The organism is Mucilaginibacter terrenus, assembly GCF_003432065.1.
Classification (GTDB): Bacteria; Bacteroidota; Bacteroidia; order Sphingobacteriales; family Sphingobacteriaceae; genus Mucilaginibacter; species Mucilaginibacter terrenus.
In genome coordinates this window covers 2288974-2315475 of record NZ_QWDE01000001.1, presented here as the reverse complement: position 1 = coordinate 2315475, position 26502 = coordinate 2288974, and the positions used below count along the sequence as shown (strand labels likewise).

24 protein-coding genes and 1 tRNA gene are annotated in these 26502 nt (G+C 43.9%); 17 read left to right on the top strand and 8 right to left on the bottom strand.

Features of this window, described 5'->3' with window-relative positions; genetic code table 11:
- Window positions 1-182 precede the first annotated feature (182 nt).
- From DYU05_RS10340 to DYU05_RS10305, 8 genes are all read left to right on the top strand, one after another.
- Window positions 183-1613, top strand: coding sequence for an MBOAT family O-acyltransferase (locus tag DYU05_RS10340; protein ID WP_117382854.1), 1431 nt, complete (start codon window positions 183-185; stop codon window positions 1611-1613).
- Window positions 1614-1615: 2 nt separating this feature from the next.
- Window positions 1616-2536, top strand: coding sequence for an SGNH/GDSL hydrolase family protein (locus DYU05_RS10335; RefSeq protein ID WP_117382853.1), 921 nt, complete (start codon window positions 1616-1618; stop codon window positions 2534-2536).
- 125 nt (window positions 2537-2661) lie between these two features.
- Window positions 2662-4368, top strand: coding sequence for a ribulokinase (locus tag DYU05_RS10330; RefSeq protein WP_117382852.1), 1707 nt, complete (start codon window positions 2662-2664; stop codon window positions 4366-4368).
- Window position 4369: 1 nt separating this feature from the next.
- Entirely contained in the window at window positions 4370-5071 is a 702-nt protein-coding gene (locus DYU05_RS10325; protein ID WP_117382851.1) for an L-ribulose-5-phosphate 4-epimerase, read from the top strand.
- 27 nt (window positions 5072-5098) lie between these two features.
- On the top strand, window positions 5099-6589 hold the full coding sequence (gene araA / locus DYU05_RS10320; RefSeq protein ID WP_117382850.1) for an L-arabinose isomerase: 1491 nt from the start codon (window positions 5099-5101) through the stop codon (window positions 6587-6589).
- A gap of 68 nt (window positions 6590-6657) precedes the next feature.
- A complete protein-coding gene (locus DYU05_RS10315) occupies window positions 6658-8358 on the top strand; it encodes a sodium:solute symporter family transporter (protein ID WP_117382849.1) in 1701 nt (566 codons plus the stop codon).
- A 118-nt stretch (window positions 8359-8476) separates the two neighbouring features.
- Window positions 8477-8550, top strand: a tRNA-Ala gene (locus DYU05_RS10310).
- Window positions 8551-8659: 109 nt separating this feature from the next.
- A complete protein-coding gene (locus DYU05_RS10305) occupies window positions 8660-9307 on the top strand; it encodes a hypothetical protein (protein ID WP_117382848.1) in 648 nt (215 codons plus the stop codon).
- Between the two features lie 281 nt (window positions 9308-9588).
- Here the strand turns inward: DYU05_RS10305 and DYU05_RS10300 are convergent, their stop codons facing one another.
- On the bottom strand, window positions 9589-10107 hold the full coding sequence (locus DYU05_RS10300) for a hypothetical protein (protein ID WP_133300214.1): 519 nt from the start codon (window positions 10105-10107) through the stop codon (window positions 9589-9591).
- Between the two features lie 190 nt (window positions 10108-10297).
- On the opposite strand from DYU05_RS10300, the gene DYU05_RS10295 reads away from it, so the two are divergent.
- The 4 genes from DYU05_RS10295 (at window position 10298) to DYU05_RS10280 (ending at window position 13988) form a co-directional block, all read left to right on the top strand.
- Window positions 10298-10993, top strand: a complete 696-nt coding sequence (locus tag DYU05_RS10295) for a response regulator transcription factor (RefSeq protein WP_117382846.1) — start codon at window positions 10298-10300, stop codon at window positions 10991-10993.
- On the top strand, window positions 10977-12344 hold the full coding sequence (locus DYU05_RS10290) for a HAMP domain-containing sensor histidine kinase (protein ID WP_117382845.1): 1368 nt from the start codon (window positions 10977-10979) through the stop codon (window positions 12342-12344). The genes DYU05_RS10295 and DYU05_RS10290 overlap by 17 nt, the downstream gene beginning before the upstream one ends.
- Before the next feature lie 200 nt (window positions 12345-12544).
- Window positions 12545-13039 carry a hypothetical protein gene (locus tag DYU05_RS10285; protein ID WP_117382844.1) on the top strand — a complete coding sequence of 165 codons (495 nt, stop codon included), beginning with the start codon at window positions 12545-12547 and terminating at the stop codon, window positions 13037-13039.
- Window positions 13040-13058: 19 nt separating this feature from the next.
- The gene (locus tag DYU05_RS10280; RefSeq protein WP_117382843.1) at window positions 13059-13988 is read left to right on the top strand and encodes a bestrophin family protein; all 930 of its coding nucleotides are present in this window, start codon (window positions 13059-13061) and stop codon (window positions 13986-13988) included.
- Window positions 13989-14062: 74 nt separating this feature from the next.
- On the opposite strand, the gene DYU05_RS10275 is transcribed toward DYU05_RS10280, so the two are convergent.
- The 6 genes from DYU05_RS10275 to DYU05_RS10250 form a co-directional block, all read right to left on the bottom strand.
- A complete protein-coding gene (locus DYU05_RS10275; protein ID WP_117382842.1) occupies window positions 14063-14644 on the bottom strand; it encodes a DUF1543 domain-containing protein in 582 nt (193 codons plus the stop codon).
- 2 nt (window positions 14645-14646) lie between these two features.
- Window positions 14647-16356: an FAD/NAD(P)-binding protein gene (locus DYU05_RS10270; protein WP_205771827.1), complete on the bottom strand. Its 1710-nt coding sequence runs from the start codon at window positions 16354-16356 to the stop codon at window positions 14647-14649.
- A gap of 140 nt (window positions 16357-16496) precedes the next feature.
- Window positions 16497-17213: a DUF4397 domain-containing protein gene (locus DYU05_RS10265; RefSeq protein ID WP_165852042.1), complete on the bottom strand. Its 717-nt coding sequence runs from the start codon at window positions 17211-17213 to the stop codon at window positions 16497-16499.
- Window positions 17214-17335: 122 nt separating this feature from the next.
- Window positions 17336-17743 carry a response regulator gene (locus DYU05_RS10260; RefSeq protein ID WP_117382839.1) on the bottom strand — a complete coding sequence of 136 codons (408 nt, stop codon included), beginning with the start codon at window positions 17741-17743 and terminating at the stop codon, window positions 17336-17338.
- Window positions 17743-18972 (bottom strand): sensor histidine kinase, encoded by a 1230-nt coding sequence (locus DYU05_RS10255; RefSeq protein ID WP_117382838.1) that lies wholly within the window; start codon window positions 18970-18972, stop codon window positions 17743-17745. Before DYU05_RS10255 ends, DYU05_RS10260 begins: the two co-directional genes overlap by 1 nt.
- 232 nt (window positions 18973-19204) lie before the next feature.
- Entirely contained in the window at window positions 19205-19417 is a 213-nt protein-coding gene (locus tag DYU05_RS10250) for a YtxH domain-containing protein (protein WP_205771826.1), read from the bottom strand.
- 260 nt (window positions 19418-19677) lie between these two features.
- Here DYU05_RS10250 and DYU05_RS10245 point away from each other — a divergent pair, with 260 nt between their 5' ends.
- The 4 genes from DYU05_RS10245 to DYU05_RS20910 all read left to right on the top strand — a co-directional run bounded on the left by DYU05_RS10245 (window position 19678) and on the right by DYU05_RS20910 (window position 23596).
- Entirely contained in the window at window positions 19678-20439 is a 762-nt protein-coding gene (locus DYU05_RS10245; protein ID WP_117382837.1) for a ThuA domain-containing protein, read from the top strand.
- Between the two features lie 33 nt (window positions 20440-20472).
- Window positions 20473-22263, top strand: a complete 1791-nt coding sequence (locus DYU05_RS10240; protein WP_117382836.1) for a glycoside hydrolase family 9 protein — start codon at window positions 20473-20475, stop codon at window positions 22261-22263.
- 76 nt (window positions 22264-22339) lie between these two features.
- On the top strand, window positions 22340-23347 hold the full coding sequence (locus tag DYU05_RS10235) for an NAD-dependent epimerase/dehydratase family protein (RefSeq protein WP_117382835.1): 1008 nt from the start codon (window positions 22340-22342) through the stop codon (window positions 23345-23347).
- A 60-nt stretch (window positions 23348-23407) separates the two neighbouring features.
- Window positions 23408-23596 (top strand): hypothetical protein, encoded by a 189-nt coding sequence (locus tag DYU05_RS20910; protein WP_133300213.1) that lies wholly within the window; start codon window positions 23408-23410, stop codon window positions 23594-23596.
- A gap of 70 nt (window positions 23597-23666) precedes the next feature.
- On the opposite strand, the gene gldB is transcribed toward DYU05_RS20910, so the two are convergent.
- Window positions 23667-24716: a gliding motility lipoprotein GldB gene (gene gldB, locus DYU05_RS10230; protein ID WP_117382834.1), complete on the bottom strand. Its 1050-nt coding sequence runs from the start codon at window positions 24714-24716 to the stop codon at window positions 23667-23669.
- 66 nt (window positions 24717-24782) lie between these two features.
- On the opposite strand from gldB, the gene DYU05_RS10225 reads away from it, so the two are divergent.
- Entirely contained in the window at window positions 24783-26432 is a 1650-nt protein-coding gene (locus tag DYU05_RS10225; protein WP_117382833.1) for an NAD+ synthase, read from the top strand.
- Window positions 26433-26502 lie beyond the last annotated feature (70 nt).

Below are 26502 nucleotides of genomic sequence, written 5' to 3'. Positions count from 1 at the left end.
TTAATAATTGACGTGTGCTAATATAACTACTTAACGGGTGTACCGCCATCAGCCCGCAATTACTTTAACTGACAACAACCTTTCTGTTACTTTGGTTTAAGTTTTAAGCACCTGTAACGCTCATTGTCTTAAAAGCTTTTATTTTTTATCTTCGTTCGCCCTCTGTTAACTATTGCGCGGCTATGCTATTCAACTCCTTACACTTTGTTGTATTTTTTCTTGTTGTTACCCCGCTCTACTATATACTGCCGCATAAGTTCAGATGGTTGCTACTGCTGGTAGCAAGCTGCTACTTCTATATGGTATTTATACCTGTGTACATCCTTATACTTCTGTTCACCATTATTGTAGATTATTTTGCAGGAATACTGATAGAACAATCCAGTGGTAAGCAACGGAGGCTGTACCTGGTCATGTCGTTAGTGGCTAATATTGGCGTACTGGCTTTTTTTAAGTACTACAACTTTATTAATGACAATATATCTCTGTTGTTAAACCAAGTAGGTGTTAACAACCATATACCTTACCTTAGTATACTATTGCCTGTTGGCTTATCTTTTCACACCTTCCAGGCCATGAGCTACACTATTGAGGTGTATCGCGGGAACCAGGCTGCCGAACGGCGCTTTGGTATTTATGCCCTGTATGTTATGTTTTATCCTCAACTGGTGGCGGGCCCTATAGAAAGGCCTCAAAATTTACTGCACCAGTTTTACGAAAAGCATCCTATTACTTACGAGAATATATCGATCGGCTTACGGCTTATGCTGCTTGGCTTTTTTAAAAAGCTTGTTGTAGCAGACAGGTTATCCATTTTTGTATCGGCAGTGTACCAAAGTCCGGGTTCTTACAGTACATCCATGCTCATTACGGTGGTAGTGTTTTTCGCGTTTCAGATCTACGCGGATTTCTCAGGGTATTCAGATATTGCCCTGGGTACTGCCCGTATAATGGGTTTCAAACTCATGACCAACTTTAACACGCCGTTCTTCGCCACCAGTGTAACCGAGTACTGGCGCAGGTGGCATATATCTCTTAATACCTGGTTTAACGATTACTTATTTACTCCAATTATAGTTGCTAAACGAGACTGGGGCAAGTTTGCTGTAGTGTTTGGTATAATGGTTACTTTTAGCATTAGCGGCCTTTGGCATGGGGCAGGATGGACCTATATAATATGGGGCGTACTCCATGGACTGGCTATGAGCTATGAGTTTCTGACAAAGAAATTTAGAAAGAAGATGTCAAAAAAGGCTCCCTCTCTGCTGTACAATGGTGTGAGTATGTTGCTGATGTTTATTTTTCTATGCTTTACCTGGATATTTTTCCGCGCAAACAATGTACAAGATGCTTTTACCGTAATTAGCCACATCGCCCACCCAACTGGTAAGTTCTTTTTATTTGATAATAACTTAAATGTTATCGTGTACTCCCTCATCGCTATAATCATACTACTTGTGCACGATGCTGCAACTTACTTGAACCATGGCAAGAGCTATTTTCTATATCATACATCGCCAATAGTACGCATGGCTTCTTATTGTTTCTTGTTGCTCAGTATATTGCTAATTGGTGTATTTGATGGCGGGCAGTTTATCTACTTCAAGTTTTAACTATGGCTGATAAGAAACTTATAGCTAAGAAACTTATAATACTGTTGATACTGATGTTTGTACTTGACAGGGGTATAGGTGCGCTGCTGGAGCATTTTTATTTCACTCAAAAAAGCGGATTTGACGCAAGGGCAAACTACATTATAAATAAAACCAATGCTGATGTCCTTGTGTTCGGATCATCAAAAGCTGCAGAACATTACGACCCCAGCATACTTAGTGACAGCCTTAAAATGTCTGTTTACAACTGCGGGCGAGATCTTAGTTACATATATTACCATTACGGGTTATTGCAGGCGGTACTTAAGCGGTACACACCTAAACTGATTATTTTAGATACGCGCCCGAACGAATTCCAGATATTCAAGTACCGCGAAAACCTTGACAGGCTCAATGTGTTGCTGCCGTATTATGATTCGCATCCGGAATTAAGGGAAGTTTGTTTGCTAAGGGATAAGTTTGAACGTTATAAAATGTTATCTAAGATTTATCCCTATAATTCGCTTATCCTGTACGAAATGGTACAGTTTTTACCCAAGTACCAAAAGGATAACAGCGAGAATGGATTTATTGGTAAAACCGGAGAATGGCACGGAAACAAACCCGCTTATAACGTAAACGATGAGGTGGACACTACAGCCGCTTTGTACTACAAAAAATTCATTGAAAGTTGTAGAGCCAAAGGCATAAAAGTGGTAATTACCATGTCGCCTATTTACCAAACGATAGATGTGAAAGCCAACAGGAATATTGCTTTGATTTACCAGATTGCCAGGAAAAACAATGTTCCTGTATTTAATTATCTCACAAGCTTTACCAACCCTAAGTATTTTTACGATGACCTGCACCTGAACCGTAGCGGCGCCGAACTTCTAAGCTCAAAAATTGCTCAGGATGTAAAAAGCGTGTATCGTTTAAAATAGCTATACACTACCTTTTATCATAATTCAATCCAAATACCTAAAGCACTCAGCTAAACAGATTTCTGAAAATAATTTTCTATTTCTAGCAAATTAAATGTTAATTAGACAATTATTGTAAACCAATTATGAATAACGATCAATTTGTGATCGGGGTTGACTACGGGACGGACTCTGTCCGCTCGGTGATAGTTGATGCCGCGAATGGCCGTGAAATAGCGTCATCAGTGTTCTATTATCCCCGCTGGCGCGAAGGCTTGTACTGCAAACCTTCCGAAAATCAGTTTAGGCAGCATCCGCTGGATTATATAGAGGGGCTGGAAGCCACTATAAAGGATTGTATAAAGAAGGCTGGCGGGCAACAGGCTGCAAGTGCTGTTAAAGGCATCTCAGTTGATACCACCGGGTCTACCCCTATAGCAATAGACGCAACTGGAACTCCACTTGCGTTGCTACCCGATTTCGAAACAAATCCTAACGCGATGTTTGTGCTTTGGAAAGATCATACGGGTATAAAGGAAGCCGAACAGATAAATGATCACGCTTTAAAATTTGACACAAATTATCTTCAGTATGTTGGGGGCATTTATTCTTCGGAATGGTTTTGGGCAAAGCTGCTGCATGTGTTAAGGGTAGATGCTGACGTCCGTCAGGCAATGCAATCCTGGGTGGAGCACTGCGACTGGATACCGTTTTTACTTACTGGCGGGAGTAATGCTGCTCAGATTAAACGCGGACGCTGTTCTGCAGGCCACAAGGCGCTTTGGGCTGAAGAATTTGGCGGCCTGCCCCCAGATGATTTTTTTACCTCGTTAGACCCGTTACTAACTGGCATTAAGGATAAATTGTTTACCGAAACCTACACTGCCGACCAGCCCGCAGGTACACTCAGCAGAGAGTGGGCTGCAAGGCTGGGTTTATCTACTGATGTAGTGGTGGGCACCGGCGCATTTGACGCCCACATGGGCGCAGTAGGCGGACAAATAGAGCCGTACTACTTAAGTAAGGTAATGGGCACGTCTACCTGTGACATATTGGTAGCACCCATGAACGACATGAATGGAAAACTGGTAAACGGCATCTGTGGGCAGGTAAATGGTTCTGTGATCCCCGGAATGGCAGGGTTAGAGGCAGGGCAGTCTGCCTTCGGCGACACGTATGCATGGTTTAAAAATCTCCTGTCATGGCCTATAAACAACCTGCTTTCGGGATCGAAAGTAATCGACGCTGTAACTGCTGAAGCCCTGAAAGAAGAGCTTGCAGAACAACTTATACCTGAGCTGAGCCGGCAGGCTGCATTATTGCCAGTTGACCAAGAAAGCGAGCTGGCGATAGACTGGTTTAACGGTCGCCGCACACCTGATGCCAACCAGGCCCTAAAGGGAGCCATTGGCGGTCTGAATTTAGGAAGCGATGCTCCGCGGGTATTTCGTGCATTGGCAGAAGCAACATGTTTTGGCGCTAAAAGCATCGTGGAACGATTTGTAAGTGAAGGTATACCGGTTAAAGGAATCATCGGAATCGGCGGAGTTGCAAAAAAATCTCCATTTATTATGCAAATGATGGCTGATGTGTTGGGCATGCCTATCCGCATCCATCAGTTTACGCATACCTGCGCTTTAGGTGCGGCAATGTTCGCAGCGGTAGTAGCTGGCATATATCCCAATGTTGAGGCTGCCATGCAGGCGATGGGCGGTGGTTTTGATGTAAGCTATGAGCCAGACGAACAAATGAGCGTTGTTTACCAAATGCGTTACAGGATGTACCAATCACTCGGCGGGTACATAGACAGGCAAACAGCATCCGCCACTAAAACTAAACTGCAAAGTGTGTAATATGGATCAGTATCAACATATTAAACAAAAATCTTACGACGCTAATATGCAGCTGCCTAAACTGGGCCTTGTGCTGTTTACCTTCGGTAACGTAAGTGCTGCGGACAGAGAATTAGGCGTGTTCGCAATTAAGCCGAGCGGCGTACCTTATGATGAGCTATCGCCTGACAAAATGGTAATTGTTGACTTCGACGGAAAAACTGTAAGCGGCGATCACCGCCCGTCATCAGATACTCAAACGCATGCAGTGCTCTATAAAAACTGGGTAAACATTGGCGGCATCGTGCATACCCATTCCACCTTTGCTACTGCGTGGGCGCAATCTCAGCGGTGCATACCCATTTTTGGAACCACACATGCAGACCATCTTACTGTAGATATTCCCTGTGCTCCGCCAATGCATGATGATATGGTGAGGGGAGATTACGAATATCAAACAGGTTTCCAGATCATAGACCATTTTGCCGAATTGGGGTTAAGTTACGAAGAAGTGGAAATGGTGTTGGTAGGAAACCATGCGCCTTTTACCTGGGGCAAAACGGCCGAAAAGGCGGTATACAACAGCGCAGTTTTGGAAAGTGTTGCTCATATGGCGTATTTAACCGAACAGATAAACAACAACGCTCCACGCCTAAAAGACTCTCTAATTAAAAAACACTACGAACGTAAACATGGTCCTGATTCTTATTACGGTCAGGCCTGAACAAATCATAAAAATTCCATCAACATCATGATCGATCTAAAAACCTTTGAAGTTTGGTTTATCACCGGCAGCCAAAATTTATACGGCGAAGAAACACTTAAGAAAGTTGCCGAACACGCTCAGCACATTGCAGAAGGATTAAACAGCTCGGGGACAATACCTGTCCGGGTGATCTATAAGCCGGTGGTAAAATCTACTGAAGAAATATTTACTACAATACAAGAGGCAAATGCCGCACCGGATTGCATCGGCATTATTACCTGGATGCATACGTTTTCACCCGCCAAAATGTGGATCCGAGGTTTGAATATCCTTCAGAAGCCAATGCTTCACCTGCATACTCAGTTTAACCGGGATATACCCTGGAGCTCTATCGACATGGATTTCATGAACCTTAATCAGAGCGCTCATGGCGACCGTGAGTTTGGCTTTATGGTTTCGCGTTTGCGTAAGAGCCGTAAAGTTGTTGTAGGCCATTGGCAGGATACCGGGGTATTAAGCCAGATTGATACCTGGGCGCGTGCTGCCGCTGCATGGCAGGATTGGCAAGGCGCCAAGTTTGTACGTTTTGGCGATAACATGCGTTTTGTAGCGGTTACCGACGGTGACAAGGTAGAAGCAGAGACCAAATTCGGGTTTGCTGTAAATAGCTACGGCATTGGTGACCTGGTTGCTGTTATTAACAGCATAACCGAGGATGAGGTTACCGCCTTGGCAAGTCACTACGAAAATATTTACACGATGGATGCATCGTTGAAAAAAGGTGCCGACCGCTACCATTCGGTTTATGAAGCGGCAAAAATAGAACTTGGCTTGCGCAAGTTTTTAGAATCAGGTGGATATAAAGGTTTCACAGATACCTTTGAGGACTTACATGGAATGGTGCAGTTGCCGGGTATTGCTGCCCAGCGCCTGATGGCGGATGGATACGGCTTTGCTGGTGAGGGTGACTGGAAAACTACCGCCTTAGTACGTGCTTTTAAAGTTATGGGCAGCGGACTGCCGGGTGGTAACGCTTTCATGGAAGACTACACCTATCACTTCGATCCTCAAAACGAATTGGTACTTGGCGCGCATATGTTAGAGATAGATGCTTCCTTAGCAGCGGGTAAGCCGTCGCTGGAGGTGCATCCGCTGGGTATTGGCGGTAAAGCTGATCCGGCCCGGTTGGTATTTAACGTGGCAGGCGGAGATGCCCTTAATGCGTCGTTAATCGACATGGGAAACCGTTTCCGTTTGCTCATAAACGAAGTGGTAGCAGTAGAGCCGGAACACGAGCTTCCAAATTTGCCGGTTGCACGTGTGCTGTGGAAGCCATTGCCTGATATGAAAACAGGTTGCGCTGCCTGGATATACGGCGGAGGTGCTCATCATACAGCTTACAGCCAGAATCTTACCGCAGAACATTTACAGGATTTTGCTGATATGGCAGGAATCGAATTTTTGCGTATAGGTAAAAATACTACCATAGAGCAGTTCAGGAATGAATTGCGCTGGAATGAAATAGCTTACAAATAATCCTTTATCACATGTGCCATAGATGGGTTATGGTACATGCTTAACTATTGATACTTAACCAACCAATTATGAACAAATTTACTCAGATAGATTACATTATATTCGTTATCTATTTTATTGTGGTATCTGGTTATGGATACTGGGTTTACAGCCGCAAGAAGGTACAAGGCGTGTCCGATAGTAAGGATTTCTTCCTGGCTGAAGGCTCGTTAACCTGGTGGGCAATTGGCGCCTCACTTATAGCCTCAAACATCTCTGCCGAGCAGTTTATCGGTACCAGCGGGCAGGGGTTTGCGGTTGGCTTGGCAGTAGCTGCGTACGAGTGGGTGGCAGCTATAGCGTTAATTATAGTGGCAGTGTGGTTTGTGCCTGTGTATCTTAAAAATAAGATTTTCACAATGCCGCAGTTCCTCCACACGCGGTATAATGAGACAGTGAGTTTTGTTATGGCCATCTTTTGGCTATTCCTGTATGTATTTGTAAATCTCACATCGATATTATACCTGGGTGCATTGGCGATAAATAGTCTTGCAGGCGGTGGGTATTTACACGAGATAATTATCGCTTTGGCAATTTTCGCGCTGATTATCACCTTGGGTGGCATGAAAGTGATAGGCTTTACCGACGTAATACAAGTATTGGTATTGGTGGTAGGAGGATTGGCCACAACCTACATAGCGTTAACGCTTGTGAGTGAGAAATTTGGATTGGGTAAAGATGCTGTAGCAGGTTTAAAAGCTATGTTAAGCGATGCTCCTGACCATTTCAAAATGATATTGCCTAAACCTAAGCCGGGCGCTTCTCAGGCTGAAATAAATAAATACCTGGCTTTGCCGGGCATAGCCATGTATTTTGCCGGGCAATGGATAGTGAACCTTAACTACTGGGGCTGTAACCAGTACATCACTCAACGAGCACTCGGCGCAGATCTTAAAACTGCTCGTACAGGTATACTTTTTGCCGGCCTAATGAAGCTGGCTATGCCTATAATTGTAGTATTGCCAGGTATAGCGGCCTACGTGTTATACAAGAATGGTGGCTTACAGCACGAGATGGCATCGGGCGGTAAATTCAATTCTGATAATGCTTATTCCGCTGTGCTGGGTTTCTTGCCTACTGGTTTAAAAGGGCTTTCAGTTGCGGCGCTAACAGCTGCAATTGTAGCATCTCTTGCGGGTAAAGCCAATAGTATCTCAACTATTTTTACGCTCGATATCTACAAAAAACACATCAAAAAAGATGCAAGCGAAAAGAAGATGGTTAATGTGGGACGGCTCACCATTTTGGCCGCCATGGTGTTCTCCATTATTCTTACCTGGAAAGATATTCTTGGCATTGGTGGCGAGGGTGGGTTCACTTTCATCCAAAAATATACTGGATTTATTAGCCCGGGTATATTCGCAATTTTTATACTGGGGTTTTTCTGGAAACGAACTACCGGACAGGCGGCTATAGCAGGTATCCTGACCGGCTTTGGAATGTCGGTATTGTTCAACAATTACGCACCAAAGATTTTTGGTAACGAGACCCTGTTGTACACCGCATTCCCAAATGGCAAAGGCGGGTACGAAATACCGTTTCTTATCTGTATGGGCCTGTCTTTTATGTTCACCATTATTGTTATGGTAGCGGTAAGCTTAGCGGGACCAAAAATAAACCCTAAAGCTATTAAAATAGATGCAGGGATGTTTAAAGTTGACCGTTCTACACTGGCGCTAATCATTATAACACTCCTGCTGCTAACAGCATTGTATGTTAGATTTTGGTAAGAATATAAAGCAGCGGGAACAAAGGTGTTTAGAAGAATAAAAGGGGTGGCACGTTGTCAAAATAATTACCAATTCAGTATAATGTTATTGGAAGATATGATATATTTGCCACCCGAACGGGGGATTAGCTCAGCTGGCTAGAGCGCTTGCATGGCATGCAAGAGGTCATCGGTTCGACTCCGATATTCTCCACCTGACTTAAGGCCTTGCGTTTCGTAAGGCCTTTTTTATTATCTGATTTATATACCTGACAAGCGAACTTAGTAAGAAACCATTAGCGGCATTTTACTGTTCTAAGGGTATGATTTTTAACAAATCAACAGATATTCCCGGCAGGCATCCACCAGATGATAACTTTAAGCAAGGCTATATCGCTCCCGATGTGCTTTTGAAGTGTGGTAATTTCCGCAGTGCGTTTCTCATGTTCAGCCTTATATTTTGGTGTTTTACATTGATTATCCTTTGCCAGATGGCGTCTCACAGCGTTAATCCGCATTTGGCTGAAAAAGCGCGGAGCATTAATGATTTCTTCGGGAATACTAAGGCATTTATGATAGGACCTATCACCCTTGGTGCGGCAATTATGTACTTTGCTTATGGCCGAAAGACCCTGATGTGGCACAATGGTGTTATAATTGACAATAAGCCGGTCAACATTGTACGCTATCAGATCAAGAGAATCAGTAACCGGGTAAACATCATCTACCTTCAGTCAACAAGGCGGCTTTGGATCATATATCCGGTAACTTCTCAGGATAACAGGAAGTTTGCAGATCCCAATATTCTTAATAGGGAGTTGGCGGTAAATGAAACACAATTAAAGTTACTGGAAGATAAACTGGCAAACTCCGCTGCTATCGAAAAGCGATTTTGGTTCTTTACAAAAGGTGTAGTGGCTTCTTTCCTGATTTTTGTGACGATAGTCATAATTGCATTTTCAGATATCTGAGTTTTGGGTCGGGTTATCAAACTGGCTTAATAATCGTTCAAGTGTTTCGGTTGAAAGCGAAACACCCGCAACAGTGTTTTTTGGTAAAATGTTAATGATCAACTAACTAGTAGCAGAAGCCGAAACAACCCGAAACAGTACAAACACTTTAGATGAAACAGACCAAATCTCTTAAGAATAATCAATTAAGCCAAAACTGACAAAATCTTGTCACTGCCTCAAAACGCCTGCTGTGACCACCAGGGTGAAACACTATTTAGTTTACTATTAACTTACGGATGTCAGGTATATAAAATACCCATATCTGTTAAAATGTTTGGTGCTGCAAAACCTGCTACAATACCACCAACAACGCAAAATACAGATAAGGTAAACAAAGGGATAGCAGCAATAATGTAATAAACAGGCCGGCTTTCTCTTACCTGGATTGAGTATTTGCTATAATCAACAGGTGTATCAGGGAATAAACGGGAAAATAGCTGTTCAAAAAAAGAAGTGCCGTTTCGCTTTTCCAACGTTAGCCTATAATCGCCTGGTTCTGCATAAAAACGAAGGGTTTCCAGGCGTGCCGTATCCAGGCCGTTAACATGAGGGCTAAAAAACGAGTTGGTCAAGCTAACGCTTTCTCCGCCAGCTTCTTTAGTTACCCTTATGTTGAACTTGTCTATAGGTGTACGACTGAATAACTTCCCCTTCTGCCAAACCGCACATACCGACGGTTTGGTTGCGGTAAATACAAAAGTCTTTTGGGTGAACGGGAATTCAGCAAGCACCTCGCCGCTAAAAAGGCCTTTTAACATGCCTATAGTTTTAATAAGGATGAACAGACCTATAGGAACTAAGCAAAAAAACGCTATCCTAAAAATGGTTAAACTCATGTAATCTTGTAGAGCATTTTATTAAATCCCGGCTATAGCAAATAGCTATCATCAATAACAATTAAAAACGGTTTTGTTACCTTTAACGGCCCCTCTAAATTTCTTTTGTTAAATGAAGATACTACTTGTTGAAGACGAGCCCGGATTGGTGTCCGTAATTGTTCGCGGGTTAACCGATGCGGGAATGGAGGTTAGTGTAGCCGCGGATGGTGCTACAGGGCTGGAAATGGCGGTGGGCCACCAGTTTGACCTCTTGATTCTGGATGTAATGTTGCCTGGAATGAACGGTATACAACTTTGTAAAGAGATCCGTAAACAGGATGATAACATAGCTATACTGATGCTGACGGCTCTATCAAGTACAGAGAACGTGGTAACCGGGCTTAACGCCGGCGCCGACGACTACCTTGCCAAACCTTTTAAATTTGCAGAACTGGAGGCACGTATACGTACCCTCGTACGCCGCAGCAAAAAAGGCGACTCGCCCAAAACCGTTCTCTCTTTAGCCGGATTGGAGGTTGATACAACATCAAAAACAGCAAAACGAGATGGCAAAGCCATTAGCCTCACCGCTACGGAGTACCGTTTACTGGAGTACTTTATGCGGCATCAAAACATGGTACTTTCCAGGATACAGATACTGGAAAATGTGTGGGATATTGATTTTAATATGGGTACCAACGTGGTGGACGTATACGTGAACTATCTCCGCAAAAAAGTTGATAGTGCCCATCAGGTAAAACTGCTGCATACCGTGTTTGGCATGGGCTACATAATGAAAGAAGACGGCAATGAAGCTTCAAACTAAAATAACGTTGCTTTTTTTTGGTATTTCTACCATAGGCCTATTGCTGCTTAATGCCTCTATATTCTACTTTGTATCAAAATTTAACTTCGAAGACTTTTTTAAACGACTGGAGGCGAGAGTAAACCTCACTGCCGAGATCAGCATTGATCCTGACAAGTCATCATTGGCTTACCAGCAAGTTAGGCAACGCTACCTCGAGAAACTCTTTAACGAGAAGGAGTACGTTGTACGGCTGGATACATCTACGGCAGATAACCATATCCCCGCATTAAAGCTTCCCAAAACCTTTTACAGGGAGATAATTGCCGGTAAGGGGAAAAAGATAAGGTATACGCAAAAGAACCGCTTTTACGCCGGTGGTTACTTCAACAGCAAGGGACGGGATTATATAGTAGTGGTGACCGCAACAGATCCTTATGGCTTTAAAGAGCTGGAAGAGTTAAAACGGGTGCTAATTGCCATGTTCTTTGTGGCCATTGTGCTGGCTTACGTTGCAGGTAAGGTATTTTCATACTTTACGGTGCAGCCTTTAAGGGGTATGATAAAACGGGTTAAAAGCATTAGTGCCAATAACCTGCACATGCGGCTTGACGAGATAAAAAGCAAGGACGAGATAGCCGAACTGGTACTTACCTTTAATAACATGCTTACGCGGCTGGAAACAGCTTTTGAAACGCAGAATAATTTTGTAAGCAACGCCTCACATGAATTACGTACACCTTTAACTATCATTACCAGCGAAACCGAACTGCTGCTGACTAATACCCGGCTGGATAATGAACTTAAGCCTGCCGTAAAAGCCATTTTGCTGGAAGCGGAGAAACTTGGGCATATACTGGCTAGTTTATTAGGATTGGCACAAACGGGTTTTGACGGTAAAAAGCAAGACTGGCAAAAAATACGGATTGATGAATTGATAATTACCGTAGCAGATGCTGCAAAAAAAGTAATTGCAGAAAGTATTATAGACCTGGATTTTTCGTCGCTACCCGAGGACGAACTTTCGCTGCAAACAGAAGGGAACGTAAACCTGCTGCAACTTGCGCTAAGCAATATTGTGCTAAACGCCTGCAAATATTCCAATAACCGGCCGGTACAAATACAAGTTACATCTACAGGCGGGCGCATTATTGTAAAGGTAATAGACAGGGGTATTGGTATTCCGCAAGAAGAGCAGCAACATATTTTCGAGCCGTTCTTCAGGGCGTCAAACACGGGCAATTTTCAAGGACATGGGATAGGGTTGCCTCTAACGTTAAACATCATCAGGTTACATAAAGGATCCATAGGTATACGATCCGAAGAAGACAAGGGAACGGAGATACAAATTTTGCTTCCGGTTGTAAAATAAGCGCCCTGCTCCTTATCACTTTCTAATAACTCGAGTCAATCTCTTAATACTTCTTAAACCGGATGGTTTTACTTGTTGTAAATTAAGAACTTAGTTATTAGAGCGTTTTCTTAATTCTAATAAGACTTTAATAAGTGTCTTATAACTTCTTAATGGGTGCGGGGTAAAATTGTGATGTAAAACAATTTAATCTGTTATCTATGAAAACCATATTAATTCCAACAGACTACCAGCCCGATGCCCTTAAGTGCATCCAGGGCATTACCAACCAGGTGCGGGGAGAGGGTATCAACCTTGTGTTTGTCCACATGTTTAAATTATCTGATTCTGAAAACGACCTGCTGATGCTGAGCCGCCGCAGCCGCGAATATGAAAGAGTAAGCGACGAATTCTATAAGCAATTAAGAGACATACGAGCGCAAAATCCCCAGATATACAACGTAAAGCTCGAGTTTTTGTACGGCAGCACGTTAGGCATGTTCAGGAACTTTTTGGACGCTAACGAGGTAGACATGATACTGGAAAGCGAAAGCTGTTCTTTTGGTGCTATCCACAAAAGCAGCATTAACCCTGATGTACTTGTTCAAAAGAGCGGATTGCCTGTGCTTAAACTCAATAAAAAGCAGGCGCATGTTCAAGAGCAGCCAGCTGGCGAACATGTTTACGAAACAGAGGAAATTTTAACAGAAGCATAAACCTTAAACACCATCTGCCATGTTATTAAAAGAAAACATCCCTGTCAGCTACATGCTGGGCAAGGTAAAAAAGGAAGTGCTGCTGGTAACCGTTTACTCGGTGTTAATAGCGGTTATGTACAACAACTTCCATGTTACCCGTATATCAATACCTATTGCGGTGCCTACCATATTGGGTACCATTATATCGCTGTTGCTCGCCTTTAAATCTAATCAGGCTTACGACCGCTGGTGGGAAGCCCGTACACTATGGGGAGCGATTGTGAATGATTCCCGCTCGTTCACCCGCCAGTTACTCACCTTTGTTGACACGCCTTATGCCGAAGACGAGCAACGCCGGTTTGTAGAAAAGCTGAGCAAAAGGCAAATTGCCTGGTGCCACAGCCTCAGCTGCCACCTGCGTAAGCAAGATCCGCGCGCCGGATTAGAAAAGTACTTAAGCGAGGAAGATATGAAGCACATCAGCCGCTATGGTAATGTCCCCGTAGCCTTATTGGAGCTGCATGGTGCAGACATTCGCAGTGCCTATAAGCTGGGCTGGATAAATGAATTCCAACAGATTGAGCTGGATAAAACGTTAACACGTTTCTCTAACCATATGGGAGGATGCGAGCGTATTAAGAACACGGTGTTCCCGGCAACTTACAGCACGTACATCCACTTTTCGGTTTTGCTGTTCATCCTGCTATTGCCGTTTGGCTTAATAGAATTCTTTGGTGTGGTAGAAGTACCATTGGTAATTGCAATTGCAACATCCTTTTTCCTGATAGAAAGTATGGCCATACACCTGCAGGATCCGTTTGAGAACAAACCTACCGATACGCCTACCACTACCATTTCCCGCACGATAGAGCGAGACGTTATGCAGATGCTTAAAGAAAACTATAAAGCAGATAGCAAGCCCGCAGTAAGTGCCAGCGAACAGTCGAAGGTATTTTACATATTGTAAGCTCGTACTTCTTTATAGCAAAAGGGGCTCAACTTTATGGTTGGGCCCCTTTTTTATTTCAGATCGCAGCTGTGTTAGAGTTTATCAAGTTTAAAGTAGCCTAAATGAATCACATCTTCCGACAAGCCTTCGGCGGGAGTAATCTGAATGTGGTATTTGGCTTTTTGCTGTTCGCTTAAGATGTCTTCAATGCGGTAAATGTCATCTACGTCTATACCATATTTTTCGTCGATGTGGGAGTTTGCTCCTTTCACTGCAGCTATAGATTGTTTTTTGAAGAACGCAGTCTTTTTAGCATCCTGTACCGCACGGGCACGATCGTCCTGTACGCTTAAAACGGTATAGTGCTGTTCTTCTAACTTCCCGGCTGTATATCCACCCAGGTTGATGAAGAATAGCCGTTTTGCGGTAACTGGTAAGGCTTGCTCTTTAGGTACAACCTTTATAGCGTAACCATCTACGGTATTTACCTCGCGCCAGCCATCTATATGTAAACTGTTGCCGGCTTCGGGCCAAAAGGTCTTCATCTCCGGTATAAGTTCTTTAAGGTTGGATGCTATAGCAAAGAAATAATCGTGCTGTTCTACATTGCGCCGTGGCGCTTTCGATCCCAGCAAAATCATAAATAACTTTAAATTGTCACTTGAACTTTCCATAACTAGGCGTGCAATATAGCTTTTGCGATGCGTTCAGATGCTGCTTCAGAAAAATCTAATCCGGAATAATCAGGATTAAAACCTCCAATATAAGGCACGGCCATAATGTAAATACGGTCGTTTAACGCGCCGTAAGCGTCCACCGCCTGGAAGGCATCGTTTATGGCTACTCCGGGTACTGTTAAAACGTAATCCCCGTTTCTGTCTTTCTCTACTTTTTTGTTGTGCTCCATTTCAGCAGCGCCTAGTTGTGCATCCCGAAATAGTAGTTTTGCAGGAGTAACAGTGAGGTTTTCTCTTAGGCCTGGGTAAGGCAGATCATTGTAAGACAAGTGTGGCTGCCCAATACTGTCAACAAACAACGGATAAGATTCAGCAACCTTCTTGCCATCCTCATCGGTATAGTGATAAACGATGCCACCGGTATCAACAGGCTCTACTTCGCTGTCATCGCCAACGCTTACCAGCGTAAGCACACCCGCTTTCCAAAGCGCCAGTAACTCCTCAACAGAACTTTGCGGCACAAATGCTATTACAATAGAGATGAGCGGCATAAGGGTCTTCTGCACCCGCAGCATATCCTCTGCAGAAAAATATTTAGCCGGATAATTCATGGCGAAGCTTAGCACCGCCAGCATTTCTTTCCAGTATACAGACTCTTCCGCTTCTATGGACTTTTCAGCTTCTTTGTATTCAGCTTGTAACAACTCAAAAGGATCGGCCTGCTCGCGCATGGCCATCATAAAGTTTACGAACTCTTCCATCTGCACATCCTTAATGCGCTTGTAAAAGGCAGGGCGTTTAGCCTTAAAGCTTTCTTTAAAGTTGCGGTCAAATACCAGGTCGAGTGGGAGGAACCCCTCGTTTTTTTCGCGTGCTTCAGCAATTTCCTCGTTGCTCAGCACGGTGTCTTTGCCCAGGTGCGAATCTTCTAAATGAAAGCGTACCGCAGGCAGCATGCCATTACGCGAATGCAGCACCAGCCGGAAACCTTTGCTGGCTTCATCTACTTTATAAGTTAAAACGCCCTCTGTATCTTTCTGGTAGCTACCGTTGTGCCTGCTCAGCGTACGTATGGCATCAATAGCGGTAAGCGACGCCCCCCTGACAGCAACGGGAGTATTTACCTTAAAACCTAGCTTTGATGGAGGATAGGGAGAGTCGAAGTAGCCTGGAATCTTACCCTCATGTACTTTGGGCCACCGGTGACCTGTGCAAAGCACAATATGATCGAACTCATAATTATCACCTGCTTCGGTTATTACCAAGGTAGTCTCCTGTTTTGGCTGGTCAATAATGTCAACAACCGTGGTGTTATAATTAACCTGTACAGCTATACCTTTCTCTTTGGCTGCCGCCAGTACCAATTTAAATTGCGCAGCAAGGTATTGACCGAACAATAAACGGGGCAGCACCTTGTACTCGTTAAAGTGGTCCCGGCGTATGTTAAACTTGTTTAGCGTGTCTTCCGGAACAGTTTTAATCCACTCAGAAATTGTAGTGACAAGCTCCGGTATCTCATTGTCCGACACGTTGGTTACGTGCTCATCGTTTGCGCCAAGGTGGCTGTAAGGCATCCCTGCACCCAGTTGATTTTTCTTTTCAAAAATGGTTATCTGCAGATCGGTATTGCCCGCATCTACCAGCCGTTTAACCATAAATAAGGCACTTGGGCCGCCGCCAATTATGCCAATGTGTTTAGTACTATTCAAAATGTAGTTGGATTAGCAATTAATGATAAGTGAATGCTAAAACCAGGTAGTTTGTTTGCTGTATAGCTATACTTTTAGGAATAAGAGTTGAAAACAAAAAAGCCCCGGATATCCGGGGCTTTTAAATAGGTAGATGATGTTTAATAGTAGAAAACGTTTTTCTGGATTTTGGCTGTTAGCTTTTTAGCGTCTGTAGCGCCGTTCACGCCCTGCAACCAAACCGTGTAAATAGAGCCATTATTCAATGGTACGTTAGTTAAGGAAGCTAATACAGTTGTAGTACCTGTTTGACGAACCTCGATAGTGTAATTAGCTTTTTGATCAACCGGAACAAATGGCGATACGCCTTTGTAGCCTTTGTTGGTAACTAAAGTGGCACCGTCTTTTATAACCAGGTCTGCTGCCGGTGCATTCTGGCTCAGGTTAACAAAGCGTATAGCGGCTTTACCATCTGCCGGCCTGCTGATGCTATCATTAACTAAAATGGTTTCCTGGTGGCCTGCTTCGTTAGCCAAAAACAAGGAATAATATTTATCCTGTTGTAGTTTAATGGTATCTGCCAGGTACAGGGTTTGTGTACCTGCGGTGTAGAATGATGCTTTTCTGTTGCCTGAATAAGCTTGCAGGTAATCTAATCCGCTACCATAAATGATAGGGTAAACGCTAGCGCGGTTCTGATCAAGGTAGAAGTCGACATTAGGCGAACCTGGTGACGCGTTGATTACTGATAGTAAAGCAAACGGTGGCTGCACCGTGTTGTCGTTGTTTTTTAAACATGAGCTGAGTGATACGGCCAGCAAACAGATCATCCCGAATATGCCCGCCCGCCTAACTAGTTTTTGCTGAATTTGTGTCATTGTTAACATTGGTTTTAGTAAAGTGTAATAACAGCATTACGCTGCCAATCTTTAAAACGCTACGAGAGCTGGCTTTTTTTTAATGAGGACACAAATTCAAAAAACAGGAACTATCTATTCAGCTAGATTTTAAGGGCGTTACGGATGTGATGTAAATGCTCTACCGTGAGTGGTTTAACAATGAAATCGCTTACCGCAGATATCTTGCGTGCCCGGGCGTAATCCTCCTCATCAATAGACGAACTTACTATATAAACAGTTATTTTCTTACCGAACTTTGGTATAAGCTTAACAAACCCGTCCAAGAATTGCCAGCCATCAAGTACGGGCATGTTTATATCAAGCAAAATAACATCAGGGAGTTCTTCTACCCGGCTGGCGTTGTCAGTAAAAAAATCAAGGGCTGCTTTGCCGTTGTGAAAAAAGATGGTCTTGTTTGCAATTTCTGCCCGGTTTATAATCCGTTTAACGGTGAAAGTATAAATCTCATCATCATCAATTACACACGCTATATCAATCTTATTATCCATTAAAAAGTTATTTTAAATACCGACCCATTACCCGGGGAACTTGTAACATCAATTTGCCCGCCCTGTGATTCTACCTGTGTTTTTACCAGGAACAATCCTACACCATGCGCATCCTTACGCTCGTGGAATGTTTTATATAAACCAAATATTTTACTTCCGTGCAGTTCAAGGTCTATACCTATTCCGTTGTCGCTGCATTCCAGCACAGTACGGAAATCCTCGTTAACATACGATCTTAGTACTATAGTTGGATTACGTTCCTCACTTCTGTATTTAATAGAATTCGATATCAGATTTAAGATGATGCTCTCCAGGTAAATGCGCGGGAAGTACACCTCTGCAACTTGGAAATCTGTCGTCACGATACCATGGTTCAGCTCAAGATCCGACCGGAAAACTTCCAGTACTTTATTCGTTACCGCTTTAAGGTCAACCTGCTCCGAAGCTATTACACTCTCCTTAATTCTTATTGCCTGGGAGAGATCGTCAAGCGTAGCGTTAAGCGAACGAGAAACACTGGTGATTTTACTGAAAAGTTCGGCGTTGTCACTATCGAGGGTTGCGGGGTCAACCAGCGAGGTAATCAGCGTCATGTTGCTGGCGTGATTGCGTATGTTGTGCGACAGGATGTGTGTAAAGGTTTTTAATTGCTTGTTATTTTGGGTAGTAAGTTCCAGCGCGCGGTTTAGCGCTATTTCATTCTGAAGCAGCTTTTCTTCTACAATACGGCGTTTTTCTATCTCTGCTTCAAGTTCTGCAACGGTGCGCAGGCTCAAGATCACCGGCAATACTCTATACAGCGCATAAACGGTGGTGATAGATACCACTGCTGTGATAAACCTTAGCAAAGCGCTGAGCCGGTATGCGGGCCACCAAAATATAAATGCGTCAATAAGATGTGTTAGGCCGCAAAGAAGTATAAAAGCGATAAACAGGAAAAAAATGCGGTGAAAGGGGATGTCCTTCTTTTTTCGGATCATCATCATCAACAGCACCGGGATGGCAAAGTAAGCGGCCCAAATGCCTATGTCTGACAAAATATATAACCAGCCATGAAAATCTGACCAGGTGCCGCAATGCCATCTCGGTGGCCAGTCGGCGGTATTAAAAAGCTTTACAAAAAATTCCGAAACCTGACCCCAAAGGGATAAAGAAGCGGTTTTTTTTGCTGGGCTACAGGCAACTCCGCAGAGCCGTGTGGAGCGTAATAGGGTGTCGGCCGGGTTCAATTAAAGCTTGTATTTGCAGGTAAATATAAAATATATACTGCACAGGCAATTAACTTTCGAATTAATTTAATTGTACCATTGTGTCATTTAATTTTTACGGTTAGGAAGGTCGTTCAGTAGTTAACTAGTAATTAAAAAGCTACTGTTAATCAGTATAGTACAGCATTCCTCAAAACAGAACCGCCTTCTGCATGTAAACACAGAAGGCGGCCTCAAAATTGCAACAGTGGAGTTATACTCCTTCGCTGTAGTTGGCTTTCTCTTTAACGGTTTGCGATGCCTGGTCAACAGCATTCTCCGCATATTTCTTAGCCTTGTCAAACCATTCCGGAGCGTCTTCTGTAATATCGTCCAGTATTGAGCGGCCATTAGGGCCTTTTTTGGTAATGTAGTTTATTCCGTAACCGATGGCCGCGCCAACTGCTATAAATCTTAATAAGCCCATGATATTGTTAATTTAAGTAAATGTTATTAAACTGATATTTACAACTTTGATGCCAAGAACTCAGGATTGTTACATCTGCAGGGTTTTGAATTGAAATGGGTTTTGCACGTGGGCAAATACCTTTAAAAATTACACATTTATTATGTGCTTGTAAGCCGTGATGATTATCGTATGCGATTAACTCAGGATTACATACATTGTAACAGCTGAAAATTCATATTTTAGGAGCACGGTCTGTATCTCACCAGCCTATCTTCCAAATGAAAAAAGTACTGCTGCTTGCCTGCATCCTTTTAATTATATCTGCCGGCTGCAAAGCACAAATAAAATCGCCCAGGTTCCGGGTACTTGCTCTTTATGAGAATGGCGGCCATCATGTGGCATTTACTAACGCAGCACGGCCCTGGCTAAATAAGCTGGCTGCCAAAAAAGGCTTTCAGATTGATTATATACAGAACACCGACACCATTGACAGTGCCTTACTATCCAAATACAACCTTTTTATTCAATTAGATTATCCGCCTTACGGCTGGAAAGAAAAAGCTGCATCAGCTTTTGAACGGTATATTACTCAGGGTAGGGGTGGATGGATAGGTTTTCATCACGCTACCCTGCTGGGCGAGTTTGATGGCTTTCCAATGTGGCAATGGTTTTCTGGTTTTATGGGTGGTATCCGGTACAAAAATTACATTCCTGATTTTGCTTCGGCAACTGTAAATATAGAGGACCGCCAACACCCAGTAATGAAGGGGGTGCCTAAATCATTCGTGGTGAAAAAAGAAGAGTGGTATAGTTATGATAAAAGTCCGCGCGCCAATGTACATGTGTTGGCCAGTGTGGATGAGAAAACCTATTCACCTAATTCTGACGTAAAGATGGGCGACCATCCGGTGGTGTGGACCAATCCTAATGTAAAAGCGCGCAACGTGTACATATTTATGGGCCATTCGCCCATATTGTTTAATGATGCTGCATACCGCAACATGGTTACAAATGCTATACTCTGGGCTGCTAAAAAATAGCAATTCAGCATTGTTGTGCTGATAGATCTTAATATGAATAAACTCTACACTATAGTTCTTCTGTTGATTGCGGCGTATGTAAAGGCAGCTCCAGTCATCTACGTAAACCAGATAGGCTTCGATAGCAAAAGCCCCAAAATGGCCGTGGTGCAGTTTGACAGCAAACTTACCAAGCCATTTGCCTTTACCCTGGTTAATGTTGCTACCGGCAAGGTTGCCTTTACCGGTATGCTTAACGAACCGCAGACCATTACCGATTGGGCACCAGGTAAGCTGTTTATGCAGGCGGACTTCACACCCTTCAGCAGTGCCGGCAAATACAAGTTGCGCATTGTTTATGACAAGGTAACATACACCTCATATCCCTTTGTGATAGGCGAGAACGCTGTAACAAGGCAAACGCTGTCCTCTATAATTCATTACTATAATAAACAACGGGCTACCACACCCGGCGAACTGGCCGCCGACGCTAAAATGCAACTGTTTGGTAGTAACGAACGGGTAGATATGAGGGGCGGATGGTGCGATGCTTCAGGCGATGTAAGCAAGTATTTTTCTCACCTCGCCTACGCCAACTATTTTTCACCCCAGCAGATACCGCTGGTAACGTGGAGCATGGTAAGTGCATCAGAAGCTATTCCGCAATTACTTACTAAATGGAAACTTAAAGATTCGCTGGATAATGAAGCGCTGTATGGCGCCGACTACATGGTGCGTGCCCTCAGCAAGGATGGATACTTTTACATGATCGTGTTCAGCTACTTTAATAAGGACCCTAACGCCCGCAGAGTAGTAGGACTGCTGGCCAACAGCGTTACTACCAACCAGTACCAGTGTGCCTTTCGTGAGGGTGGTGGCATGGCTATAGCGGCGCTTGCCCGCATATCACAATGGAAAAAGAAGGGCGAGTTTACATCAGACCAATACCTTGATGCTGCAAAAAGAGGTTTTGCCCACCTGCTGCAAAATAATACTAAATACGATGATGATGGTAAGGAGAACATTATAGACGATTACTGCGCGCTGATGGCAGCTACCGAACTATGGATAGCCACTAACGAAGATCAGTACCGCGACGAAGCACGTAAGCGGGCAGCAAATTTAAGTAAACGTATGACGCCCGACGGCTATTTTCTCTCCAATGATAAAGGGCGGCCTTTCTTTCACGCATCAGATGCCGGGCTCCCGGTAGTTGCCCTTACGCGCTACCTGGCTAAAGAAAAGGATATAACTTACCGCGACCCGGCGCTGCGGACAATAAAACAGGCGCTTGATTATAACCTGGCAGTAACCGGCCGGGTAAGCAATCCCTTTGGTTACGCGCGGCAAAGCTTCCTGTTTAATGGAAAAGTAAAAGACGGCTTTTTTATCCCGCATGAAAATGAGACAGGATGGTGGTGGCAGGGCGAAAATGCAAGGCTTGGGTCATTGGCTGCAGCAGCAATTTTGGGCGGCAGGGTAGCTTATCCTTCGCCGGGCACCTGGGGAACTAAGGCAACACTCGCGGCGTACGCTTCACAGCAACTATCATGGATAATGGGCTGCAACCCTTACGATATGTGTTTCGTATACGGTTTTGGGAAAAATAATGTGCCGTATATGCAATCTAATTACGGGCATGGCAGCGAACGAGGAGGCATATCAAACGGTATTACCGGTAAAAACGGTAGTGCAGATGGCTCGGGTATAGATTTTAAGAAAGAAGCAGCTGGTGATGAATGGCGCTGGACCGAGCAATGGATACCACATGCGGCCTGGTTTTTGCAAGCAGTAGCCGTAATGGCACAGCCTGCAGATTTAAGTACAACTACCGGGAGTAACTAGGATAAAGTTTTTTATATTTGAGTAGGCACAGGTGTCGTTACTAATACAATCATAAAAGATAAATAAATTAATAAATATGATCACATCACTGGTGACCGGCGGAGCCGGCTTTATTGGCTCACACGTAGCTAAGCATTGTTTAAACTTAGGCCACAAAGTAATTGTGCTTGATGACCTTAGCGGCGGTTTTGAAGACCACGTGCCCGAAGGTGTAGAGTTTATTAAAGGGTCTATCAACGATTATGAACTGCTGCAGTCCTTGTTTGACAAGCACCAGTTTGACTACGTATATCACCTTGCGGCCTACGCAGCCGAAGGCCTGTCGCATTTTATCCGCCGGTTTAACTACAATAATAACCTGATAGGATCAGTGAATTTAATTAACCTGTCGGTTTTGCATAAAGTGAAATGCTTTGTGTTTACCTCATCTATCGCGGTTTACGGTGCAGGCCAGTTGCCAATGCTGGAGAGCATGGTGCCACAGCCTGAAGATCCGTACGGAGTAGCTAAATACGCCGTGGAAATGGACCTCAAAGCCGCTCATCACATGTTCGGTTTAAATTATGTTATCTTCCGTCCGCACAACGTGTATGGCGAGAACCAGAACATTGGCGACAAGTACCGTAACGTTATTGGTATTTTCATGAACCAGATTATGCAGGAAAAACCAATGACCATTTTTGGTGATGGCGAGCAAACACGCGCTTTCAGTTATATTGATGACGTTGCGCCGCATATTGCTAATTGCATAAACGTACCAGCCTCATACAACGAAGTATTTAACGTAGGTGCCGATAGACCTTATACTGTTAACGAGCTGGTACAGGTAGTTGCCGATGAACTTGGTGTTGAGCCAAAAGTTACTCACCTGGAAGCACGTAAAGAGGTAATGCACGCGCATAGCGACCACTCGAAAGCGGCAGGAGTTTTTGGCAAAAGCCAGAACGTAAGCCTTAAAGAGGGCATCAGTAAAATGGCTGCATGGGCCAAAGTGGTAGGTTCACGTGCCAGTGCCGAGTTCGAGAATATAGAGATTGAAGAAAACCTGCCGCAGGGCTGGACCAAAAAAGAGGTAAAAGCTTAAAAACTTGTCGCTTTTTTCGGTAAACATTTCTATTTTTGCCACAACAAAAAACAGCATACAATGGCATCATCAATAAAAGAAGCAAATTCAGAAAGCCACTACATATTCATCGTGTTAACCGTTGCTCTTGGGCTAGTCGGTTGTTTCTTAAGATTTGCAGAGTTCCCTCATGCAACGCTTATCTCTAACATCATTTTGTTAATAGCGTCGATACTTTGCCTGAGAGCTGTTTTCAGGATATTAGAATAAGGTAGTTTTTACCCGATAAATATTAAAAGCGCTTCCGTATTGAGGCGCTTTTTTGTTTTTGCAGTTGTAGCTATTCTTGCACGTTGTTTTTAGGCCGGTACTTGGCTTCGTTCAGTATCTTTTGGGCATCATTATCGGCCATTAGCTGCTGCAGGGTAACGTTCGGATGTTTGTCCATGTAGGTGCGTACAATTTGCCAGCCCGTCCAAATAGCCAGCTTTGGTGCCGACTCGTTGTTTTCGCCTATCCCCGGGGTGAAAGGAGCTTCGTTCAGGTACTTTTGTATACTTTGGTAATCGCTGTTATAAAGCAGGTTTTCCTCCAGAAAGAAGCTCCACATATCGCCCTTAAAGCTTTCGCACCACTTAAGCTGCTTGCCGGTATAACCAATTTTGGTAGAATCGGGTACATCAGGCATCACCTGGTCCATAAAGTACATGATCTTACCATTATAGATCATTTTGGCCAGTAGTGTTGTATTCTTGTCATCCTCCACAAACATATCTTCACGGGCTAAACCCTCAACCACGCGTGGGGTAATATTATCCGGTGTGAACCTGCGGCTTACATAATGCGGAAATGCCGTTACAAGCGCAGGGTAAAAACGCGAGTTAGCCCCCAGGAACAAATCCAGGCCTATACCAAAGTAACCTTCGCCAAGTGTAGTTTGCGCTTCGAAGCCGGAGAAATATGCGTACACTTTAGGCAGGTTCTTTTTAGGATAGTAATATTTTATGCGCCGGAAGGCATCGGTAAGTTCCGCTTCCTGCTTATCCAGGTTGGGGTAAACCGAGTCTACATCGTGCTTAAGGTCCATGTATGATCTATCGGCAAAGATGGCGTGCAGCTTAGTAAAGTAGGCCGTATCACGTGAGGTGCCTGCCCTTAGTACCCGTTCTATAAAGTCGGTGTAAAACACACCGTATTTCTTGTATAACTGGCCCGCCTGTTCATCCATAGGTTTAGTGCGCAGCGAATCAAAATCATGATCAAACCGTTCTATTTTTACGTCAACAGGTATGTTGCTAACGTCAATTTTTTTATGTTTGTTACAAGCGGAAAATATGAGTACGATAAAACTTAAATAAGCAAGTGTCGTTTTATTTAAAAGCAAGTTCATCCCCGAGGTTTTAGCAAAAATAATTTTTTATTTGCATTACCCCGCAAGCAATCTACCCTGTACATTATGAAGATAGCATTAGCGCAGCTTAACTACCATATAGGCAACTTTGAAGCCAATACTAAAAAGATAATAGACAGCATACACCAGGCTCGCGATAATGGTGCCGACTTAGTGGTGTTCTCCGAGCTTTGTGTATGCGGCTATCCCGCGCGGGACTTCCTGGAGTTTAATGAATTTATTGATTTATGTGAACAGGCTGCACAAACTATTGCGAAAGAATGCACCGGCATTGCCTGTATTATAGGAGTACCTACACCTAACAATAACCCCGAAGGAAAGGACCTCAATAATTCGGCGTACTTTATTGAGAATGGTAAGGTAACGGCGCAGGTAAACAAGGCGCTGCTCCCAAATTACGATGTTTTTGACGAGTATCGTTATTTTGAACCTTCAACTCAGTTTAAGTGTATTGATTTTAAAGGTAAGCTTATCGCACTCACCATTTGCGAAGACCTTTGGAACACTATAGAGAACCCGTTGTACGTAACCCGCCCAATGGATACTCTCATAAAGGAAAATCCGGACGTGATGATAAACATAGCGGCGTCTCCATTCGCCTATAATCACGACGAAGAACGTATTGCCATACTGAAGGATAACGCCAGCCGGTACAAGTTGCCGCTGTTTTACGTAAACCACGTTGGCGCGCAGACAGAACTAATCTTCGACGGCGGGTCGCTGGTGTTTGACAAGGATGGGAAAATGGTTGATGAAATGCCTTACTTTAAAGAGTCGCTTTGCTATTACACGCTTGACGATAGCGGTAACATCAGCTTCGAACATGAATCTACCATACGCGGTGAACGGCAAACCGATATTGAGCAGATACACCAGGGATTAATATTGGGTATACGCGATTATTTCTCAAAGTCCGGCTTTAAACAGGCGATATTGGGATTGTCTGGCGGTATAGACTCGGCTGTTGTATGTGCTCTTGCTGCCGAGGCACTAGGGCCAGAGAATGTGATGGCGGTGTTGCTACCCTCGCATTTCTCAAGCGACCACTCCATTAAGGATGCTGAAGACCTGGTGAAGAACCTTGGCTGCAAAAGCGAAACCATTATGATAGGCAATGTTACCGACAGTTTTGAAAAAGCGCTGGCGCAACAATTTAAGAACCTGCCGTTCAACATTGCGGAAGAAAATATACAGGCACGCAGCAGGGCCGTACTGCTGATGGCTATGTGCAATAAGTTTGGCTACATATTGCTGAATACATCTAACAAAAGCGAGGCTGCCGTAGGTTACGGAACGCTGTATGGCGATATGTGCGGCGGCATTTCTGTAATTGGCGATGTGTATAAAAGTCAAGTGTTTGAGCTTGCGCGGGAAATTAACCGCGACAGGGAGATCATACCGGAGAATACCATTGTTAAACCGCCATCTGCCGAGCTAAGACCTGGGCAGAAGGATACCGATTCGTTACCTGAATACGATACGCTGGACGCTATACTGGTGCAATACCTGGAGCACCGCAAGTCATCTGCAGGTATCATCAACCAGGGCTTTGATGAAGCGGTCGTGCGTAAAGTCATTCGCCTGGTGAACCTCGCAGAGCACAAGCGCTACCAAACACCGCCTATCCTGAGGGTGTCGCCAAAAGCATTTGGAATGGGCCGCAGGATGCCTATTGTAGGGAAGTACCTTACCTAGTAGTTACCTGTGTTGTTTAGAGTGATAATTAAATAAAAAAATATTTTTTCTATCATTAAACCTTCAGCTA

Coding starts and splice junctions, on each gene's coding strand:
- DYU05_RS10340 (WP_117382854.1), top strand. CDS start 183: ATGCTATTCAACTCCTTACACTTTGTTGTATTTTTTCTTGTTGTTACC.
- DYU05_RS10335 (WP_117382853.1), top strand. CDS start 1,616: ATGGCTGATAAGAAACTTATAGCTAAGAAACTTATAATACTGTTGATA.
- DYU05_RS10330 (WP_117382852.1), top strand. CDS start 2,662: ATGAATAACGATCAATTTGTGATCGGGGTTGACTACGGGACGGACTCT.
- DYU05_RS10325 (WP_117382851.1), top strand. CDS start 4,370: ATGGATCAGTATCAACATATTAAACAAAAATCTTACGACGCTAATATG.
- araA (WP_117382850.1), top strand. CDS start 5,099: ATGATCGATCTAAAAACCTTTGAAGTTTGGTTTATCACCGGCAGCCAA.
- DYU05_RS10315 (WP_117382849.1), top strand. CDS start 6,658: ATGAACAAATTTACTCAGATAGATTACATTATATTCGTTATCTATTTT.
- DYU05_RS10305 (WP_117382848.1), top strand. CDS start 8,660: ATGATTTTTAACAAATCAACAGATATTCCCGGCAGGCATCCACCAGAT.
- DYU05_RS10300 (WP_133300214.1), bottom strand. CDS start 10,107: ATGTTAAAAGGCCTTTTTAGCGGCGAGGTGCTTGCTGAATTCCCGTTC.
- DYU05_RS10295 (WP_117382846.1), top strand. CDS start 10,298: ATGAAGATACTACTTGTTGAAGACGAGCCCGGATTGGTGTCCGTAATT.
- DYU05_RS10290 (WP_117382845.1), top strand. CDS start 10,977: ATGAAGCTTCAAACTAAAATAACGTTGCTTTTTTTTGGTATTTCTACC.
- DYU05_RS10285 (WP_117382844.1), top strand. CDS start 12,545: ATGAAAACCATATTAATTCCAACAGACTACCAGCCCGATGCCCTTAAG.
- DYU05_RS10280 (WP_117382843.1), top strand. CDS start 13,059: ATGTTATTAAAAGAAAACATCCCTGTCAGCTACATGCTGGGCAAGGTA.
- DYU05_RS10275 (WP_117382842.1), bottom strand. CDS start 14,644: ATGGAAAGTTCAAGTGACAATTTAAAGTTATTTATGATTTTGCTGGGA.
- DYU05_RS10265 (WP_165852042.1), bottom strand. CDS start 17,213: ATGACACAAATTCAGCAAAAACTAGTTAGGCGGGCGGGCATATTCGGG.
- DYU05_RS10260 (WP_117382839.1), bottom strand. CDS start 17,743: ATGGATAATAAGATTGATATAGCGTGTGTAATTGATGATGATGAGATT.
- DYU05_RS10250 (WP_205771826.1), bottom strand. CDS start 19,417: ATGGGCTTATTAAGATTTATAGCAGTTGGCGCGGCCATCGGTTACGGA.
- DYU05_RS10245 (WP_117382837.1), top strand. CDS start 19,678: ATGAAAAAAGTACTGCTGCTTGCCTGCATCCTTTTAATTATATCTGCC.
- DYU05_RS10240 (WP_117382836.1), top strand. CDS start 20,473: ATGAATAAACTCTACACTATAGTTCTTCTGTTGATTGCGGCGTATGTA.
- DYU05_RS10235 (WP_117382835.1), top strand. CDS start 22,340: ATGATCACATCACTGGTGACCGGCGGAGCCGGCTTTATTGGCTCACAC.
- DYU05_RS20910 (WP_133300213.1), top strand. CDS start 23,408: ATGGCATCATCAATAAAAGAAGCAAATTCAGAAAGCCACTACATATTC.
- gldB (WP_117382834.1), bottom strand. CDS start 24,716: ATGAACTTGCTTTTAAATAAAACGACACTTGCTTATTTAAGTTTTATC.
- DYU05_RS10225 (WP_117382833.1), top strand. CDS start 24,783: ATGAAGATAGCATTAGCGCAGCTTAACTACCATATAGGCAACTTTGAA.